Source organism: Acinetobacter sp. MYb10 (assembly GCF_002980175.2).
Classification (GTDB): Bacteria; Pseudomonadota; Gammaproteobacteria; order Pseudomonadales; family Moraxellaceae; genus Acinetobacter; species Acinetobacter guillouiae.
In genome coordinates, this window is record NZ_CP058272.1 from 4,457,672 (window position 1) to 4,477,316 (window position 19,645).

At 38.2% G+C, this 19,645-nt stretch carries 17 protein-coding genes; 12 read left to right on the plus strand and 5 right to left on the minus strand.

Features of this window, described 5'->3' with window-relative positions:
- Positions 1-109: 109 nt before the first annotated feature.
- The 4 genes from CQZ96_RS20700 to CQZ96_RS20715 form a co-directional block, all read right to left on the minus strand.
- Positions 110-1,468: an amino acid permease gene (locus CQZ96_RS20700; protein ID WP_081407405.1), complete on the minus strand. Its 1,359-nt coding sequence runs from the start codon at positions 1,466-1,468 to the stop codon at positions 110-112.
- A gap of 240 nt (positions 1,469-1,708) precedes the next feature.
- Positions 1,709-2,551, minus strand: a complete 843-nt coding sequence (locus CQZ96_RS20705; RefSeq protein WP_105714054.1) for a phytanoyl-CoA dioxygenase family protein — start codon at positions 2,549-2,551, stop codon at positions 1,709-1,711.
- A gap of 41 nt (positions 2,552-2,592) precedes the next feature.
- Positions 2,593-3,228, minus strand: a complete 636-nt coding sequence (locus CQZ96_RS20710; protein ID WP_105714055.1) for a TetR/AcrR family transcriptional regulator — start codon at positions 3,226-3,228, stop codon at positions 2,593-2,595.
- A 256-nt stretch (positions 3,229-3,484) separates the two neighbouring features.
- Complete coding sequence (locus CQZ96_RS20715; RefSeq protein ID WP_035371031.1) at positions 3,485-4,537, minus strand: AraC family transcriptional regulator; 1,053 nt, start codon at positions 4,535-4,537, stop codon at positions 3,485-3,487.
- Between the two features lie 110 nt (positions 4,538-4,647).
- Between CQZ96_RS20715 and CQZ96_RS20720 the strand changes: the two genes are divergently transcribed.
- From CQZ96_RS20720 to CQZ96_RS20775, 12 genes are all read left to right on the plus strand, one after another.
- Positions 4,648-5,451, plus strand: coding sequence for an SDR family NAD(P)-dependent oxidoreductase (locus tag CQZ96_RS20720; protein ID WP_105714056.1), 804 nt, complete (start codon positions 4,648-4,650; stop codon positions 5,449-5,451).
- Entirely contained in the window at positions 5,448-6,194 is a 747-nt protein-coding gene (locus CQZ96_RS20725; protein ID WP_105714057.1) for an acetoacetate decarboxylase family protein, read from the plus strand. Before CQZ96_RS20720 ends, CQZ96_RS20725 begins: the two co-directional genes overlap by 4 nt.
- A 14-nt stretch (positions 6,195-6,208) precedes the next feature.
- Positions 6,209-7,072 (plus strand): metal-dependent hydrolase, encoded by an 864-nt coding sequence (locus CQZ96_RS20730; protein ID WP_004724742.1) that lies wholly within the window; start codon positions 6,209-6,211, stop codon positions 7,070-7,072.
- 70 nt (positions 7,073-7,142) lie between these two features.
- Positions 7,143-8,372 carry an NADH:flavin oxidoreductase/NADH oxidase family protein gene (locus CQZ96_RS20735; RefSeq protein WP_105714058.1) on the plus strand — a complete coding sequence of 410 codons (1,230 nt, stop codon included), beginning with the start codon at positions 7,143-7,145 and terminating at the stop codon, positions 8,370-8,372.
- 34 nt (positions 8,373-8,406) lie between these two features.
- Positions 8,407-9,276 (plus strand): metal-dependent hydrolase, encoded by an 870-nt coding sequence (locus CQZ96_RS20740; protein WP_004724738.1) that lies wholly within the window; start codon positions 8,407-8,409, stop codon positions 9,274-9,276.
- A 446-nt stretch (positions 9,277-9,722) separates the two neighbouring features.
- The gene (locus CQZ96_RS20745; RefSeq protein ID WP_105714059.1) at positions 9,723-10,121 is read left to right on the plus strand and encodes a hypothetical protein; all 399 of its coding nucleotides are present in this window, start codon (positions 9,723-9,725) and stop codon (positions 10,119-10,121) included.
- A 224-nt stretch (positions 10,122-10,345) separates the two neighbouring features.
- Entirely contained in the window at positions 10,346-10,957 is a 612-nt protein-coding gene (locus tag CQZ96_RS20750) for a methyltransferase family protein (protein ID WP_105714060.1), read from the plus strand.
- 628 nt (positions 10,958-11,585) lie between these two features.
- A complete protein-coding gene (locus tag CQZ96_RS20755; protein WP_105714061.1) occupies positions 11,586-12,959 on the plus strand; it encodes a hypothetical protein in 1,374 nt (457 codons plus the stop codon).
- Positions 12,960-13,060: 101 nt separating this feature from the next.
- Positions 13,061-13,678: a TetR/AcrR family transcriptional regulator gene (locus tag CQZ96_RS20760; protein WP_105714062.1), complete on the plus strand. Its 618-nt coding sequence runs from the start codon at positions 13,061-13,063 to the stop codon at positions 13,676-13,678.
- Between the two features lie 155 nt (positions 13,679-13,833).
- Positions 13,834-15,789 carry an alkyl/aryl-sulfatase gene (locus tag CQZ96_RS20765; protein WP_105714149.1) on the plus strand — a complete coding sequence of 652 codons (1,956 nt, stop codon included), beginning with the start codon at positions 13,834-13,836 and terminating at the stop codon, positions 15,787-15,789.
- A gap of 309 nt (positions 15,790-16,098) precedes the next feature.
- Positions 16,099-16,716 (plus strand): TetR/AcrR family transcriptional regulator, encoded by a 618-nt coding sequence (locus CQZ96_RS20770; RefSeq protein ID WP_105714063.1) that lies wholly within the window; start codon positions 16,099-16,101, stop codon positions 16,714-16,716.
- Positions 16,717-16,974: 258 nt separating this feature from the next.
- On the plus strand, positions 16,975-18,363 hold the full coding sequence (locus tag CQZ96_RS20775; RefSeq protein ID WP_105714064.1) for an MFS transporter: 1,389 nt from the start codon (positions 16,975-16,977) through the stop codon (positions 18,361-18,363).
- Between the two features lie 638 nt (positions 18,364-19,001).
- On the opposite strand, the gene CQZ96_RS20780 is transcribed toward CQZ96_RS20775, so the two are convergent.
- Positions 19,002-19,610 (minus strand): biliverdin-producing heme oxygenase, encoded by a 609-nt coding sequence (locus CQZ96_RS20780; RefSeq protein WP_105714065.1) that lies wholly within the window; start codon positions 19,608-19,610, stop codon positions 19,002-19,004.
- Positions 19,611-19,645 lie beyond the last annotated feature (35 nt).

The window sequence follows — 19,645 nt, forward strand, 5'->3', positions numbered from 1 at the left end:
ATTTTCCAAAAGACCCTGCTTCATTCATACCCACTTGAGCTTATGGATATTAACATTTGAATGTTATAGATATGAAATGTCAACAGATCCTAAATAAGCCTTTAAAATACTAACGTGATTTATTCCAACTCAAAATTTTAAATAATCCAAACATCACAATAATCCAGATTGGAATCAAAATGACCGATTCTTTAAAGTTTTGCACCCACATGATATATAGGATCATACTGATAAAAACTAAAACAATATAATTACTTACAGGTGAAAACAATGAGGGGAATTTTACTCTTGTCCCTTCCAGCTTTTTAGCACGTTTAAATTTTAAATGGGTAAAACTAATCAGTGCCCAGTTTAAAACCAGAGCAGCAACAGCCAAATACATCAGATGACTTAGAGCTTCTTCAGGCACAAAATAATTTAGTAACACGCAACCAAAAATCAGTATAGAAGAGAAGATCACCGCAGTGATTGGTACACCTTGTTTGCTAACTTTTGCAAACATCTTCGGTGCATTGCCTTGTACTGCAAGCCCATACAGCATACGACTATTGGCATACATACCACTGTTATATACCGAAAGCGCGGCAGTCAGAATAATAAAATTGAGTAAATGCGCTGCCCAGCCTAACCCCAGTTGACTGAAAATCATCACAAAGGGACTTTTATCTAGACCCCCAAGATCAAGTTGATTCCATGGAATTAATGACATGATGATGGCAAGAGAAGCCACATAAAAAACCAAAATACGGAAAATCACGCGATTGACTGCTTGTGGTATGCTTTTTTCAGGGTTTTCTGCTTCGGCAGCCGTCATCCCAATCAATTCAATGCCGCCAAATGCAAACATTAAAAAGGCCAGCATATAAAATAGCCCTGAAAAACCATGTGGGAAAAATCCGCCATGTTGCCAGAGGTTTGCCACAGTTGCAGTTGAATCCGCACCTGCTGTGAGCAAAAGATATAAACCAAACACAATCATCGAAATCACAGCAACAACTTTGATAATGGCTAACCAAAATTCAGATTCACCATAAAATTTAACATTGCCTAGATTAAAACCAGTCACGATGACAAAGAAAAATAAAGCGGAGACCCAAGCGGGAATATGCGGCCACCAATAATGCACATATTTAGCCACCGCTGTAAGTTCAGTCATGGCGACTAAAATATACATTACCCAGTAATTCCAGCCAGATAAAAAGCCAGGAAATTTTCCCCAATATTTTTGTGAAAAATAACTGAATGAACCTGCAACAGGTTCTTCTACAATCATTTCACCCATTTGGCGCATGATTAAAAAGGCAATCAAACCGACGATGGCATAGCCTAAAATAATCGAAGGACCAGCAGATTGGATGACTTGTGCAGAACCTAAAAATAATCCTGTACCCACAGCGCCACCCATAGCGATCAATTGGATATGACGATTTTTAAGTCCACGTTTTAATTGGGAAGATGAGCGATTCAAAATATGCTGTGCTGAATAAAAGAAGCCATTGTAATAGATTGGCTATAGATAACCTAGTTTGAAAACGATGTTGTTGAGGCAATTTTAAAAGATATTGAACACTGGGATATTAGAACGCTTCCATCTATTAAAATATGATCATATTGAGTGAATCACATTACTATTGAAAGAGCCTTCTCGCTTTGGGAGAAGGCTAGGATGAGGGGTATCTATACTTATAAAAAGACTTATAAAACAATCCTATTCAGATTGTTCTAATGTACGCAGTGGGTGCATACCCTCAACCATACCCATAAATGGTGGGTAAATTGAGTAACCAACCAAGGCTTGAAGTTCTGGTGAAATCGACCGTACCGTATCTTTGGAAAGTTCAAGTAAATAGTTTTCTTGTTGTCGTACATAGGCTTCACAGTACTGATGAGTAATCGCAAAGCGTGAGGATTTCGAATGATTTTGACCACCACCATGCCAAGTCGTACCGAGGAAAAAGATCACTGAACCTGCAGGCATCACTGCGGGTAACGCTTCTGATCTTTGTGCAAATCGATCATCTCCCCAGTGATGGCTGCCAGGAATAATTACTGTTGCACCATTGTCTTCGGTAAAATCATCAATTGCCCAGACGGTTGCAGCACCAAGTGGCTGACGAGGGCGGGGGAGGCGATAAAAAGCATCATCATAATGCAGACTTTGAGCGATTTCACCTGAAAGTATATTGATGATTTGACTCTGAGAGAGCAGGAAGTTGGGTTGAAACAGACGATCCATAAGACCAAGAATGTGAGGATGTACCGCAAGTTGATCAGTGATTCGCGTTTTTGAGAGAACATTATAGACACGCTGGGTTTGCTGACCTTCAAACGGGTTGCGTCCAGTTTGGTCGAGAAGAGCAAGGCCTTCTTGCTTAATCTGCTTGCAGGTTTCTTTGCTGATCAGGTTGTTGATGATGACATAACCATCACGCATTAAGGTTTGGAAATCTCGTTGGATTTCTGGCGTATTTCGCTCAGGCCCTGGTTGTAATTGTCGATGGGTCTTTGCGTGATCTTTTTTATTATATTGACGAATATCTAATTTAGACATTGAAAGCTCCTTGATTTAACGTGCTGGGCAGAACGAAACGCTTAGTTCATATTGTTTCCTGCCTTGGTTTTTTTACTTGTTTCTCCAGATGACAGTGGGCTGAGTTGTAGGGTATTGCTTGTCAGATTCCAGAGTTGTTCGAATAGTTCCACATTTGAGGGCCTTTCTTTGGCAAGGATGGCTTGATCAATCGCCAGACGCAGACCTCCCATCAGCATTGCCACCGTTGTATTTGGATTAAGATCTGGACTGATTATCCCCAACTTCTGCCCTTGAGCAATGTTACGTGCACCAGCTTCTAATAATGCCTCCATGTGAGCGCGTTCGATATCAAGCACCTCAGGTTCACGGGCAAGTCGCCCAGCAATCAAAGGTGCCAGAGGATGATTATAGAAATAGTCAATGATTGCTTTGGTACGGGTTTTTTCGCGTTCTCTCCATTCAATATTTGTTGGAATGCTGTCACCCAACGCAAGTGCTCTCAATGGTTCATAGAATTGATCCACAACAGCGGCAATCAGACCTGTTTTTGAGCCAAAGTGATGATAGGTGAGCCCAGCTGATGTATTTGCTCTTTTGGCTATGGCACTGATCTCCATATGTCCATTGTTTGCAATCAATTCCTGTTCTGCTGCAGTGATCAAGCGTTGGTAAGTCGCCATCTTTTTTTCGGTCATGATTTTATTCTTAGAAAAACTAAATTGAATTCAATTTAGTTTTTATTGGCGAAATTGTCAACAGTATTGCGCCAAGATCAGTTAGAGAAATGGCGTTACAATAAGATCGAAAGCAAGCTTGAGTCTGAGTAAGTGGAAGTATTGTCAGTGAGAAATAATTGGAAAAAGCAAATATAAGAGAGTAAAAATGTGGCAGAGATTTTTAATTGATCTTTTTAAAATGAATAGTTTATTTTTGCTTTAATGCTTGCCGCTTTTATTGTACGGCTTGCTTACGAAATTGAATCGGCGTTACACCACTCCATTTTCTAAATGCGCGAGCAAAATTAGCGGGTTGAATATATCCAAGATAATTGGCGATATCTTGTATTTCCATATTGCTGTTCAGTAAAAGTTTTTCAGCCTCTTTATATTTGACTTCGTCTAACAGAAGCAGGTAAGACGAATTTATTTCGTTGAGATGTCTTCTCAATGTACGACTCGACATATGTAAACGTTCGGCAACGTTGTCTAAAGAGGGATAGCCTTTCTGAGGAACAAGCACCAATTCTGTTTTTACACGTAAGCAAATATCTTGGATTTGTTCAGAAAAACGAATTTGTTCTGTTTCACATTGTGCCAATGCTTGTTGAAATGCCGTCGGATCTGCCATTTGTGGGGAGAGCTTGAGCAGTGATAAGTTGTATCGGATTTGATTTTTATTTTGATTAAAAAGAATCAAGGGAAGTTGCTGTTGAAATTTCTGATGGTAGCGTGGTTCTGGCCAGTCGACTCTTAACTCAACTTGAGAAAAATCTTTTTCTATTAATGATCTACCTGTCTGAATAATTCCGATCATTAAACATTCATAAAAAAACCGTCTTAAAATTTCAGTTTGCTCTTTATCGTTACTGATTACAGGGTGAGTTTCTTGAATATCAATGACAGATAAATTTTCTTCCTCATAAAAATCAATTCGATAATCTTTTAAGCGCATATTAAAAAATTGCACTGCAAGCTCAATTGCATGACGCAAAGAGGGGCTACTCATTAACGCATATCCCATTGGGCCGTGAGCGGTTAAACGCAGTTTTAGGCCATACTCATATCCAAGTCCAAAGTCCTGAGCCAAGGTTAAACTTATCCAGGCTAATTTAGACCATTGTAAAGGCGTAATACGTGCATCTAGTTGGTTAAGCAGTGTTAAAGGAATTTTACTCTTTTGCAAAATATCAGGAGCGGAAAAGCCCTTTTCGACCATGATTTCTAATAATAAATGAACATAAGAAATTGGAATACTGGCTTTTGATAACCCATACGGATCTTTCATTTTGTTCTATGTGTTGGCCGAAAATGATTAGCATTATGTCTTAACTCCATCTCACGCTCAAGTTTTAGCTACGTGATACTAAGATTATTCTATTGATCTGAGTATTTGCGATGAGCTTACCTCGTCCCCTTAAAAATTCACCAGTGGTGATTACTGGCGCATCTTCAGGTATTGGTGAAGAACTTGCTAAACAGTTTGCTGAACGTGGTTATCCGCTTATTTTGGTTGCACGACGTGTAGATAAGCTTGAGCTTCTCGCTACCCATTTACGTCAGAAATATCAGGTAGAAGTGAGTTTACGCCCATGTGACCTCGCGAACCGTGAGGCAAGAACCCAGTTCCGTCTGGAATTGGAAAAGATGGATGTGGCTATTTTATGCAATAACGCTGGTTTTGCCACTTTTGGCCGATTACATGAGTTGGATGCTGACCGAGAGCGGGAAGAGACGGAAGTTAATGCTGTTGCGGTACAGGATCTTACTTTAGCTGTATTGCCTAAAATGATGCAACGTAAAACGGGTGCAATTTTGATTGTGGGTTCGACATCAGGCCATCAACCAACACCAGCCAATGCAACCTATGCTGCAAGTAAAGCTTTCGCGAACTCCTTTGCTGAATCTCTACATAGTGAGCTGAGTGGTACTGGTGTGACATGTACATTATTAGCACCTGGGCCGACGATCACTGGTTTTAATGAAGTGGCTGGGATTACAAAAATTGATGGTGTAGGTGGAAGTTTTGTTTGGGTAACCGCAGAACGGGTAGTCAAAGAGGCGATACAAGGAATGAATTGTAACCGCCGTATTGTGATCCCAGGTTTTATTGCACAGGCTCAAACACTGGGTGGACGCTATACCCCACGCGTTATTTTATTACCCATATTAAAACAAGTATTTTCGAGATTAAAAGCATGAGACAGCTGATCAATGATTTACGCATCCCCATTGGTTTAGCAAACCTTGGCAATAAGCTTTACCACAATGCTCAATATTTAACGGCTGTGGTAGAGGTCAATGAAAAAGCAATGGCACGCTGGTTACCTGCTGGAATGAAACTGGTAAAACCTGCCAGAGCCGATTTGTTCTGTGCTTATTTCCCTGAAAATGTCTATACAGGGGCATATCATGAGGCGGGTTTGTTTGTACATATACAGGTGGGCAATAAAACAGGTATTTTTTGTCCATGGATGATTCTGGATGATGATCGGGCCATGATCATTGGGCGTGAATTGCTGGGCTATCCCAAAAAAATGGGAGAGATCAGTTGGGATAATGATGGTACTGGTATTCTAAGCAAAGCATCACGTCGTGGCACTGTGTTAGTTGAAATGGACGCCAAACTTGGAGAGGTCATTCATGATGCACCGCCAATTCTAGGTTTACCACATCGTAATATCACAGGAGGATTAGGTTTGAGCTTACCACGGGAAGTTCGATTTACCCCTAAAGAACACCCTGTCGAGGTTCGCCGTGTGGAGATGAAACTACGCTTTACAGGTACGGTGAACGACCCTTTACATGACATGGGACTCGGTAAAGTGGTTGACGCACGACTGCATCGCGTGGACTTATCTGGTGGCTTGATTCCGCCAATTCAGATTCCGCGTTTACGGACTCCTTTGTTCTTAATGCGTCAATTTAATCCACGTATTTTATAAATAGGGAGCAGGCGATGAATATGTTTACTAGCCCTTCCTCAAGCAAAGCCATTCAATATAGACACGTTTCTGCATCGATAGATATTCCAGTCAGAAGTATGGATTTTACTTTTCCAGATGAAATTCCTGAATTTTGGTTTAGCAATAATCCATTACTTACCCTGTTATTGACTGCATTATCTAGTGCTTTTCCTGATGGAGAGCGGCAGTTTATTCATAGTGTGCGTCATTATCAGAATAAGATTGAAGATCCGATTCTGCTTCAGCAAGTTCGCGCTTTTATTGGGCAGGAAGCACACCATGGTAAAGAGCATGATGTATTGAATGGGGTCATGCTGAAAAAGGGCTATCCAGTCGATCGAATTTATAAACGATTTAAAAAGATGAATCGTTTGATGCAGACGCAGTTTTCTCCAGCACATCAATTGGCATGCACAGTTTGTATGGAACACCTGACTGCGATTTTATCTGATTATTTCATCAGTACCGCCCCCGAAGATCTCGCATTATTCAATGTACATTTAAGAAAAATATGGGTATGGCATGCGATTGAAGAAACTGAACATAAGGCGGTGGCATTTGATGTTTATCAATCCTTAGTGAATCGGCCTTATTTTCTACGCCTAGTCATGCTTGAAACTACACTCTCTTTTGTTTTGGTCACAGGGCGTGGAACGATAGAGCTTTTGCGTCATTCAGGAATGCAACGAGATTTAAAAGGGCTATATCAGGGGCTAGGTTATTTGTTTGGTCGCAAAGGCTTAGTGAGGAATATCAGCAAAGCTTATCTCGACTTCTTCTCAACCGATTTTCATCCTTGGCAGCATGACAATAGAAACATGATGCGCCTATTAAAAAATCAATATTTCAATGAGTAGTAACTGAAATAAACAAGAAATTGAAATTTACAGCGTACTCATTCACCCAATTATTTTAGGAATTCATCCAATGGCACAACGTATACTCGCAAAATCTCCGTTAAAGCAACCATTAACCTTGGCCTGCGGTATAACGATACCAAACCGTATTGCAAAATCGGCCATGAGTGAGCAATTGGCGGATCGACATGGTTCACCAACCATAGACTTACAACAACTCTATGCTGTATGGGCAAGAGGAGGGACTGGGTTATTAATCACAGGCAATGTCATGATTGATTCTCGTGCATTTGTTGAGCCACGCAATGTCGTTTTGCAAGATGAACAATTCTTACAGGCAAATAAGCTATGGGCTCAAGCTGCACAAGCAAATGGCAGCAAGATTATTATGCAAATTAACCATCCTGGTCGTGTTGCTGTACTTCCATTATTAAAAAAGCCGATCGCTCCATCAGCAGTGGGCTTAGATCTGCCTGCAATGAATATTATTCGTATTCCGCGTGCGATGACTGAGGCAGAGATTTTGGAACAAATTAAACGTTTTGCGACCACGGCTGCATTGGCTGTGAAAGCTGGGTTTGATGGTGTACAGGTACATGCCGCACATGGTTATTTGTTATCACAATTTTTATCTCCATTGGCAAATACACGTACAGATCAATGGGGCGGGAATCCTGAAAATCGACAACGGATTTTGATTGAAACGGTGCGTGCAGTGCGTCAGGCCATCGGCAAAAATAAGATCCTAAGTGTCAAACTAAATTCTGCTGACTTTCAAAAGGGCGGATTAAGTCAGCACGAATCTCTTCAAATTGCCTTAGCTCTAGAAGCTGAGGGTATCGATTTATTAGAGGTTTCAGGGGGCAATTATGAATCTCCTGCACAGTTGGGATATGCACCTGATCGACAGACTCAGCGTGATGGCTATTTCCTTGATTATGCGACTGCACTTTGTGAACAGAGCAAACTGCCATTAATGCTGACCGGTGGTCTGCGTGATGTCGATTTGATGAACCAGATTGTTGCTGATGGTACTGTTGATTTAATTGGTTTGGCTCGTCCTTTTGCTTTGCAACCAGATTTAGCCAAACAACTTTTAGCTGGAAAATCACTACTTGATCCTGCAAAAATTCCTGCTGTTGGATACAAACCTGTCGACGCCTATCTACAACTGGCTTGGCATGCTGCCCAATTTCGTCGGATTAGCAGCGGTCAGCAACCCAAGGCAATTAAGGGATTATTCCGTACGTTGATCGCCTTTGGCCCTCGTATGGGTTTTAACATTTTGACACAGGACTAATCGTTAGACGATTTGCGATACAAGGAGTTTTATCATGAGTGGTTTAATCAAAGAAACCCATACGATTGTTCCAAGACGTCCAGTATTTGATTTTGCTGAAACTCCCAGTCATTGGATTTATGATGATCCGATGGCGACGCAAATGCTGAATTTAATTAACCCAATTACACCAGCACCAGAACGTTGGTTTTGTCAGACTTTTAGAGACGCATTACCGTTTGTTCAAGATGAGCAATTAAAAGCTGTAGCCATGGCCTTTATTAAACAAGAGGGTGCTCACAGCTATGGACATACCTTAGGTACGCGACATATAGAAGCTTTAGGAATTGATTTAAGTCGTTATACCGAAATGATGAACTGGATATTTAATGACATGATTGGTCCTAAACCATTCGGTTATGAGTTAAAACATCCACGCTTAAAATCAACTTGGTTGACGACACGATTGGCTATGGTTGCAGCAGCAGAGCATCTCACAGGTGTATTGGGTCATTGGGTTTTAAATGCTGAGGGCTTACAAACTGCACCAGTAAATGTACAAATGTTACGTTTATTACAATGGCATGGCGCTGAAGAGGTTGAACATCGTGAAGTGGCAGATGCCATGTTTAGGCACTTGAGCAATAATATTTTGTTGCGAACAGGTGCGGCTGTTTTTACCTTTCCATTATTTATTGTATTGGCTTATATTGCTGTCGAAAACTTGGTCCAACAAGACCCGCAATTACCGCATCGTTTTCGTTTTAAGGATTATTTTCGAGCAGCTCGACAAGACCGAGTCCCTAGAGCTGGTTATATGATACGTGCCTGTATACGTTATTTTAATCCCAAGCATAGCCCACTCAATGAAGGCTCAACCGAGCAAGCGTTGGCATATTTAAACAATATGCCTGAGTTTAAATGATTCTTTGCAATTCAATATCAAGATACCCATTATGTAGCAGTAAAATATCCTCATAATGGGGAATGCTTATATAACTATGATTTTTTTAATTTCTGATGCATTAAGCTTTTAAAATTATGGATTTATTTTTTTTACTTGACCTGTAATCTGATTTTCTATCTATAAAATATTTAATTAATGACAATTTTGTAATAAAAATGCTTTATCGAGCATTTACCAATATCTTGTTTCTTTTTTGTATAAATGTAATTGTAAATTTAAAAAACTACTATATAAAATTAATCATTAATTTTTAAAATGAGTAGGATTGTGAAAATTCACACAGATATGGAATCGCTTTAGTATTATTTTAAATGAATTTCTTGGAATCTATTTTATCTTTGTAGAGCAGTAACTTACTTGGTTGAGTTTTTAAATATCATGAATATTGTTTACAGAAATTTGTAATGGGAAAGAAGCTGTTTTTTGTTTGGCTATTGATGTTTCAATTTACATTTCAGAATGTCTGGTATGTGGTTGAATCTTTATGCCTTAATGAAATTTCGATTCAAACGCATATAAAACAAAATATTGATGATAAAGAATCACTTATTGCCATAAGTGATGTTGAAAGAAATATTGAAAAAATAAGATATAACAATGAAATAAATCAGTTTTGTCAAAATATTTGTTTAAATGATAAATGTAATTTCATATCGAACTTTGCTGATTTAAAAATAGAACGCTATTTTGAAAATACATTTAATCTATTTTTTAATCTTCTGACTTTTCAGAGATACAGGTGGTTGAATTTATATCAATTCCCTGAATTAAATAATTTATCTCCTCCTCCTAAATTCAATTAGCTATACGGTGGTTAGCTAAAGCAGCTCCTACCATTTTATATTTTTGTATATGCTGAGGAGTATTTAAATGTTTAGTCAAAAAAAATCTATATGTTATTTTGTGGAATCATCGTATGTAAATTTTACGTTTAAAATAAGTACTTTGTATTCTTTAAAATTGATTAAAGGTCATGCGAAATTTTATTCGAGAAAATATGATTTATTTTGTTGTGGGAGAAAATAATATGAGTATTATATTTTCCTCCAGAATAAGGACCATGGGTTCAAGGGTTATTGGTTTTGTATTGGCATTTATTATTGCTTTTAGTTTTGGCCTATGGCACGACACTTTCCCCTTAATTGAGCATCTTTTATGGTTGCTCGGTTGGTTTTTAGTGGGGGTCGGTGCAATGGGGCGGATATGGTGTAGTATCTATATTTTAGGCCATAAAAACGCGAAGTTAGTTATGGATGGTCCATATTCCATATGCCGAAATCCACTCTATTTCTTTAGTTTTTTAGCTGCACTGGGGATTATGTTTTTAACTGAAACCTTGTTCTTTCCTTTGGCTTTTAGTTTGTTTTTTTTAGTTTATTATTACTTTGTCATACGTCAAGAAGAGCGTTTTTTGAGGAAAAAATTTGATCAATTGTATTTGAATTATACTCAAACTACACCACGCTTTTGGCCGAGTTTTAAAAACTATTCTGAACCGCAATATTGCCAAGTGTCATCCAAACATTTTAGGTTGTTCTTAACTCAGGTGATCTGGTTTTTCTGGGTTGCTGCATTTGTACAACTGTTTGAAGAGCTTAGATTGTTAGGGGTTTTTCCTATTTATTTTAATATATTTTAGTCCGCTTTTATTAACTTGAATTGAGAGAAATTTATACTTAGAGTATTCAGTAAATTTTTATTGGGTACTCTAGGGTGGATATATTGGATGGATGATTTTTAACCTGAATAAGCATGAATCTACATAGAATTCCCCTCATCCTAGCCTTCTCCCAACGGGAAAAGGGTCTTTCAATACCCATATGATTTACTCCAGATGATCATTTTTTGCTTTATAAAAAGATCGAATGTATTTTTTTTTCAAATTAAAGAAACTTTATCGCCATTTTTCCCTATTTTATTTTTCTTTTAAAATAAGGAATTCAATACAGAGCCGAGATTTTTAAGCGATTTAGCAAGGATTTTCCTTCATCTGTTGTCTAAGCAATGGATGAAGAATTAAAACATCGTAGCTGTTAGGTTCTCCTCATTTTTAACCGCTTTAAACACCGAATTGAAATGTCATTGATCAATGCAAAAAAGCACTTTTTAAATAGATCAGAAAAAAACCGCTTGAAAATTAATCTAAGTGGATTATTATATTTAATCTAAATGGATTAAAAACCAGTCCATTGAAGTGATCAATTAAAATTAAAATGAAGTCACCATCGTTCTAGGATTAAAGAACATGGTACATAGGGACGTAAGTTATGGAAAAGATGAATAAATTAAAAGTAGGGATACTGCTGACAACGGTTATGGGTTCAATCACTTTAAGTGCTTGTAACGACAATGATGATTCAGAACGTGTAACTCAACCGCCTAAAGCAGAACTGACGGATTGTATGTGGCAAAATGCTGTTTCGAGTAAGGATGGCACAGGTGGTGCCAATCCAATGAATTATGCGCTTCCAGACTCCAATGTAAATTACTGGTCAAGTGAATTTACAGTTCCAGAAGGTGCAAAAGTTTTTATCGATGGTGATTATCCTTATGCCCGTCATACCTCTCTGGTTAGCTATACAGCCAAAGGAGAGCGTGTTAATTCTCTGGTAGATGTCAATATTAAACCTAATCAAGGTGTGACCAATCCCTTTATTGTGGGTAATAACCGCTTAAATAAAGAAAGAGGATTTAAAGCTGAGTTGGTGTTAGGCGATCTACCTGCATCACCTAAAGAAAATACCTTATATGCGCCTAAAACAGACAGCAATGAAGTGGCGTTAATCTATCGTGTTTATGTGCCGAATAAAGGCTTTAATGAAAAAGGTGGAGTCAATTTTCCGCGTTATAAAGTACAGTTAGCCAATGGTGAAATCAAAACAGGCGCAGAAGTCTGTAAAGTCCTTAAAGTGAAAGAAAAAGCTTTGGATAATGTACAAACACCTTTGAGTGTGATTTTAAGTTTATACAATAAACAGCCTTATGTAGGTTTCCCTGCACAATTGAAACCAACATGGTATACCGCCTATAACGGACCTGCGAATATTAGTTGTATTTATAAACACAACCTAGATCAGTGTGAAGGGTTTAAAACTGAACGTAAGCTAAATCAATGGGCTACACCAGATAATGAATACACCTTTTCGGTGATTAGCCGCAAGCTTGGTAAGGTGGTTGTGGTGAAAGGTAAACTACCACAAATCGCAGCAACTTCTGGTAATGAAACCACTTTAGCAAAAGGCGATATTCGTTATTGGTCGATTTGTACCAATGAACTGATTTCGACAGCAACCAACTTCTGTATTTATGACGAGCAAATGAAGCATAAAGACAAAAATGGTTTTTATACCCTTGTTGTGTCATTACCCGAAGATCGTCCAAAGAATGCCACAGATGAATGTGGAATTTCTTATTTGCCTTTAAGCCCGCGTGGTGATGGTTATACTGGTCCAGATGCTGTGGAGAAAGGGCATAATGATGTCGGTTTCTTGATTATGAGAAATTTATTACCGTATTCAAACTTTAGTCAAGCCATTCAAAATACCAAAGTTTGGGGAGATGAAAAGACGGTGATGGGTGATTATTTACCAGAGCTTAACTACACCTCTAAAGAGGAATTTGAAGCCAAAGGTTGTTCGTAATCCTTCCGTTAAAAATAAGCCAGTCTATTGAGTGACTGGTTTATTTTTTATCATTTTTGATATAAAAGAGACATCTCTTTTTATTTTCTCTATGGAATGTGATGAGTAATCAAACCAAAGAAAAGCTTATCGAGGCAGCGATTGTTCTGTTTTCTCAGAATAATATAGAAACTTTGTCTGTACAGAAAATTAATGAAACTGCAAAAGTGGCAAACAAATCAGCTTTATATTACCACTTCAAATCTAAATGGGGATTGGTTGAAGCTTCGCTAGATCATGTTATGACACCTTATGTTACCGACAGTCTTGCGCTATTAAATGCAATTCAACCTGAACAGGTACAAGTGTCTGAGGTGGTAGATGCCTTGATGAACCCGATGGTGAAGATTCTTTTACAGGAAAATGGCATACATTATTTAAAATTCTTTTCTAAAACGATTAGTGCAGGAGATGAAGGGCGGATCATTGTTGTAAAAACGCTAGTACCTGTTTCAGATAAAGCGGTCTACTTATTGCAACTGGCTTTGCCCGATTCAGAGCCTGATGCGATTGCATTAAAAGTACTTTTTACCTTCAATACCATTCTCAATGTGGTCAGTGATATTGGTCTTGAACACTTTTGGCCGACCAATGTGAAAGACCACAAACTGCTGGGTAAATATCTAAAAGACTATATTGAAGGTGGAATCCGTTTTAAGGTAAATCAACATTACGATTAAGCCAAAATTATAGTCAATTAAAAGCGACGATGAATTAACTTGTGGAGGGTAAAGGATTTTATAGCGAGATAAAGACGTCGTATGAGATGCCGAATGAAAAAACAGTACAAATCAGAAAATCAAAAATTATGGATATTTTGAAAAAAGGAATGACAATGAAAATTAAATTTTTAACAGTCTCATTGATGTTTATTTTGCCATTTTCTGTTTTGGCAGCAAATGGGCAAGTCGAAAAAGCGGGCATTGAATCAAATAATGCGTATAAAACGAAATATAATTTAGACGATATGACTGAGTTTAATCATGCGCAAAAAGGTTTTATTGCTAAGCCAACCGGTCAAATTAAAAGTGAGAAAGGCAATGTTATCTGGGATTTTGATGCTTTTAATTTTTTAAATGATCCAGCACCAAATACAGTTAATCCTGCTCTATGGCGACAAGCAAAGCTAAACAACAATGTTGGTCTATTTAAAGTGACAGATCGAGTTTGGCAAATTCGTGGTTTTGATTTGGCAAATATGACCATTATTCAGGGTGATACTGGCTGGATTATTGTGGATACATTAACCTCTAAAGAAACGGCTGAAGCGGCACTTAAATTTGCTAGGCAGCATTTAGGTGAGCAAAAAATTTCAGCCATTATTTTTACCCATAGCCATATCGATCATTTTGGTGGTGCATTAGGCGTTCTTTCTACAGAAGAAATTAACGCAAGAAAAACTCCAATTATTGCGCCACAAGGCTTTATGGAAGAAGCGACCAGTGAAAATGTGATGGCAGGTTCAGCCATGATACGTCGTGCGACTTATATGTATGGAACTTTTTTACCTAAGAATGCCGAAGGATTGGTGGATACTGGTTTAGGTAAGGCTGTTGCTGTGGGAAAAATGGGCATCCTTGAGCCTACACAACTGATCACCCAGGCAGAACAGAAAATGACCATTGATGGTTTGGATTTTGTATTCTATAACGTGCCGGGTTCAGAAGCACCTGCTGAATTAACATTCTCTATTCCATCACTGAAACTTTATAATGGCGCAGAAATTCTATCGCATACCATGCATAATCTTTATACCCTTCGAGGTGCTAAAGTCCGTGATGCCTTAAAATGGGTGGGCTATTTAGACCAAGCAATGCTGCATGCTAAAGCATCCGATGTATTGATCGCACAGCATCATTGGCCGGTCTGGGGCAATGACAATATTCAAGATTTTATTAAAACCCAGCGAGATGTTTATAAGTTCACGCATGATCAGACAGTGAGATATATGAACTCTGGTTTTAATGGTGCTGAAATTGCCGAGAAAATTAAGCTTCCAGCTGCGCTTGATCAAAAACTATACGCGCATGGCTATTATGGAACCCTTAAGCATAATGTAAAAGCGGTATACCAATATTATATGGGATGGTTCGATGCCCATCCTTCCAACTTAGATCCATTACCACCAAAAGCTGTTGCAAAAAAATATATTGAGTTAGCAGGTGGAGAGAACAATGCATTGAAAAATGCGCGGGATGCTTATGCTCAAGCTGACTATAGATGGGCAGCAGAAATTTTAAAGCATATTGTGTTGAATAACCCTCAAAACCAACAAGCGAAAGATATATTGGCAAATACTTATCGTCAATTAGGTTATGCTGCAGAGGCTTCGACTTGGCGTAATTTCTTTTTAGTCGGCGCTCAAGAGCTACAGAATAATGTACCACTACAAAATACGTCTGATCCGAGTGATTTATTGATTCATACGCCAACTGAAAGATTTCTTGAAGCCATGGCAACCAATTTAGATGTGGAAAATTTAAAAAATGAAAACCAATGTATCAATCTGGTTTTGTCGGATACCAAAGAGAATTTTTCATTATGGGTTGAAAACTCAGTTATGCAGTTTAAGCGTTATGATGACGGTAATGGTTTGGCATCGGATTGCCCAACATTAACCTTAACCAAGCCCTTATATCTAAAAATGATTACAGGTCAAATAGAAGGGGTAAAAGTCCTCCTTTCTAAAGACAGTAAAGTCAAAGGCAATCCATTGAAAATTGGAAAATTCTTTGCAATGTTTAAACGTCCAGATTCAATTTTCCCAATTGTGACCCGACCAAATGGCTAAAGTTAAAAGGCTAGAGTCAAATCAATAGCACCGAATAAAATGGGAGAACTTACAGACTTCGTTCTTTCATTTTTATATCAGTATTTCAAAAAAGATCTTGTTTCATCAATCAAAAATGATGATGTGCAGTAAATCATATGAGTATTGAATCTACCTATCCCTTTTGCAAGACAGCTAGCGTGAGGGGGATTTTATGTTGCGCTATGTTTATATCTACATTGATGTAATCGGGAATGCATATTGGCTTGAATTGTGAATTAGATAAGGCTCATCTATAATTAAATTCTTGTGTGTAGAAAATAGAGAAGTATGTCATCACAATCTCAAGTCGCTTCTACTCAGGTGACAAAAAGGCAAACCAAGCCAGCAGAAGTCCGAATTGATGAGCTGATGAATGCTGCACAAACGCTTTTCTTAGAAAAAGGTGTAGAAGCTACCACCATTAGCGAAATTATTGCCAGTGTAGGTGTTGCTAAAGGGACCTTTTATCATTACTTTGAATCGAAACAGCATATTGTTGAAGCCTTAAAAAAACGTTATATCGATTTTTTTATCGCGGCCTTAGATACAGCTGTTGCAACATGTGATGCTGAAGATTGGGTCAGTCAATTTAAGGTTTGGGTCTCTGCCAATATACAAACCTACCTCGAAAGCTATGCTATACACGATATTGTTTTTGGTGCACATCACCATGAACGAAAAAATAATGAAAAAAATATGATATTGGAACAACTGCTGCAAATCTTAAATGGAGGGCAGCAGGCGGGTATTTGGCATTTAGAACAGCCAAGATTAACCGCTTTGTTGATTTATTCAGGTGTGCATGGGGTTGCAGATGAAGCAATTGCCAATCAACTACAAGATAGCACAGATTTTTCTCAGCAAATTGCAATGCAATATTTAAAAATGCTCCATCATGATGGCTGACTTTCAGCATTATCTTGAATCGTATAAATCGCTTCTCGTCTGATATTCTTTTATTATCAATTTTAATTAGAACCCGAAAATATACATTTTAAAGTTAACCATTTTGGTTGAGTTGTGATCAGTGATGATCTTTAAAAGCGCTTTCAAGACTCTCTATAAAAAATAAAAGGTTTGGGTTTTAAGTGGGTATTTATACATTGACCGACCGTCGGTCAATGTATAATATAATGATTCTCATTTAAATGATCTAGGTGATGTATGAATGCATCTCGCCAGCCGATTTATCTTATTTTAGCGCTCTATATCAGTACCTTTCTGTGTTTGGTGGATTTAAGCAGTGTCAATCTTGCACTTGGAAGTATTCAAAACCAATTTGATAGTGATATGGCGGATCTACAGTGGGTGATAGATAGCTATGCTTTAAGTCTATCGAGTTTAATGTTAGCGGTGGGAGCATTAAGCCAGCGTATAGGGCGTAAAAAGTTATGGTTACTGGGTGTGATCATTTTTATCGTGGGTTCATTGATTTGTGCGATGGCAAGCAATTTTAGTTTGTTGATTATTGGACGAATGATTCAGGGGGTGGCTGGTGCAGTTTTAATCCCTTTGGCATTGGCGATCATGGTGCATTATTTTCATCAACCGCAAGACAAAGCGCGTGAAATTGGTCGCTGGAGTTCTTTTAGTGCGTTTTCATTAATTGTTGGTCCACTGATGGGTGGATTATTGGTACATCATTTTGGCTGGCAAAGTATTTTCTGGCTCAATCTTCCTGTTGGGATTCTAACGATTTACTTGGGTTATTATGGTATTGAGGCGGATCAGAAATCGGTGCCTGTACCTTTTGATTATTTAGGTTTGCTCTACAGTGCTGTAGCGATTGTCACATTAACGTATAGCATTATCGCATTACAACATGTGCATTTAGCACATTGGTTTATGCTGAGTATTTTCTTGTTTATCTTGGCAAGTATGGCGTTTGTATGGCAACAAAAACATGCCACTCATCCATTGATCCCCAATCATTTATTTAAAAATAAACGTTTTTTAGCCTATAACGCGATTTCTTTTATTTTAGGATTTGCAGGATATAGTTCGTTATTTATATTTGCTTTGTTTTATCAAAATCAGATTGAGTTAACTGCAGCACAGGCAGGCTGGTTGATTGCACCACAGTTTTTAACACAGGCGTTTGTTTCAATTGCCTTTTCCAAATTACACCAGCGTTTTACCGTAGCGAGCTTATTAACACTGGGCTTGGCAATTGCAGGCACTGCATTGTTGGCTATGATGAGTTTTCAAACCGATTCATTTTTTGCGCTATTTATTTTTTGTAGTGGACTTATGGGCATAGGAATGGGATTGATCGTTCCGGGTTCAAGTACATTGATCATGGGCAGTGTACAAGTGCAAGATGCAAACTTTGCCGCAGCTATTTTAAATACATTACGCCAATTGGGAATGACAATTGGGATTGCAGTATTAGGTACAGCGATGACCTTTGTAACCACCTTATCTCAACAGCAGGGCAACAGCTTACAATCTGCTGAACTGATGGCTTTCCATGTCACGGTCATGTTGATGGGCGGACTCTTTCTACTGTCTATTTTGTTTATGTTATATAGCCAGAAACAAGCCTCAATTTAGATTTTCTCACTGTTACTTTGCAGGGTGCAACCGCACTGACTCGAATAGAGCCAAATAAAACAAGAGCACTGATTAACTCAGTTCTCTTGTTTCATCAGTCCTTTTTAAGACTATAAATCAATATAAAAGCCCCTCATCCTAGCCTTCTCCCAGCGGGAGAAGGGACTTTCAATAGCAAAATGATTTACGCCATATAATCATTTTTTGATTTATGAAAGATCTATTGTTTATGCAAAATGAATTAAAACTTTGCAACCTAGGCTGGGCAGTGTAAGTACCTTTTCTTCATTGAATCCAACAAGGTGTAGCTATTGTGGCGTATAGGAGTATCCCTTGTTCAACATTAGCAAAAACAGAGCACTTTTTTGTTTGTAGTGCAAAGATAAGACATTACAAGAGTAAGATATTAGGCTTCTTTCATCAGTCCTTTTTAAAACCTAAATCAACATAAAAGCCCCTCATCCTAGCCTTCTCCCAGTGGGAGAAGGGACTTTTCAATCCAATATGATTCACTCCATATAATCATTTTTTGCTTTATGAAAGGTCTATTGCTTACACAAATGAATTAAAAATTTTCACTGTAATAGGTGGCTTTGCAAGCTCCTACCATCAGATGAATTAACTTTTATAGAATAAATTTACTTAAGTTGCTCTAAATTGATTAAGGCATTGCCAAAATATTTAAATGCATCAAGCGCTCCTTGAATAACTTCATCTTTCTGGCTAGGGCTGAGTTCGGCTTGATCTAAAGCTTGCACAAATCGTTTCCAAACCTTCGCTCGACCTTCAGGGTAAGCTGCCAAATTGCGTGCACCATTTTCAGCACTTAAGCCTAAGCGTTGCTGAGCTTGTTTAAATAAAAATGCCGCGCCTAAAGTTGATCCTTCTGAAACGTAAATCCAGCCTAAAGCAGCAGGGAAAGTCACATTTAAGCTTTCTAAAGTTTGGCCTTGAGGTTGAATAGCTAAATCTTGTAGATCTAACAGTGCTTGTGCAGAACGACCACGAATATCAAGGTCGGTAATATGTAAAGCCACTTGATCTTGTTGAAATAAATGTTCGATTTCCAATTGAAAATAATACTGTGACAAAGTGAATAAGGCATATTTTTCTAAACTAGAAAATACGTCTGCCTTTGCCATCAGTGTATGCATTCTTTCATGCTCATCTGCAGTCTGTAATTTGAGCTGCATAGCCAAACTGAGTTCTTGTTGCGTATTGGGTTCGGTGATCAGTGCTTGATTCATGTAATTCTCTTATTTAAAAAAGTCTATGAAAAAAT